This window comes from Ruegeria sp. AH12, from assembly GCF_056541465.1.
This window is the reverse complement of sequence record NZ_JBQFYL010000134.1, coordinates 1-785: the sequence shown is the minus strand read 5'-3', so window position 1 is coordinate 785 and position 785 is coordinate 1. Positions and strand designations below refer to the sequence as shown.

Genomic DNA, 785 nt, shown 5'->3' with positions numbered 1-785 from the left:
GATATCTAGACCTAACCGCAGCCCATGGCACCACAACCATGTGCAGCTTTTGCACCATTCATCCAGAGAGTGTTGATGCCTTCTTTACCGCCGCGCAGGCGCGTGGGCAGCGGGTTGTCGCGGGTAAAACCTGCATGGATCGCAATGCGCCTGAGGGGCTGCGAGATACTGCACAAACCGGATACGACCAGTCCAAAGCTCTGCTTGAAAAGTGGCATGGGGTTGATCGCATATCTTACGCCATCACTCCACGATTTTCGCCGACATCGACGCCAGAACAGCTGGAGGCGATGGGCGCGCTTTGGGCCGAGCATCCCGACTGCCTGATGCAAACCCATCTGAGCGAACAGACCGATGAGATCGAATGGGTCCGATCCCTGTTCCCCGACGCGCGCGACTATCTGGACACCTATGAGCAGTTTGGGCTGCTGGGTGGAAATGGCCTTTACGGGCACGTGATCCATCTGGAAGAGCGGGAGCGCGATCGTCTGCGCGAGGTAGATGCAGCTCTGATCCACTGCCCCACATCAAACACGTTTATCGGCTCTGGCCTGTTTGACATGAATGGTCTGATCCACTCAGGGCACCGCGTGGGCTTGGCCACCGACACCGGAGGCGGCTCAAGTTTTTCAATGCTGCGCACAATGGCTGCGGCCTATGAGATTGGTCAATTGCGAGGCCATCCCTTGCACCCCTCGCAATTGCTTTGGCTTGGAACGGTGGGATCGGCTCGTACCCTGCGGATGGATGACCGTATTGGCAACATCGCCGTGGGCATGGAGGCC

At 58.1% G+C, this 785-nt stretch carries 1 protein-coding gene; it reads left to right on the top strand.

The annotated features are described in order from the left end of the window. A partial coding sequence (locus ACR0EL_RS22145) for a guanine deaminase (protein ID WP_480502309.1) occupies positions 1 to 785 on the top strand: 785 nt, incomplete at both ends.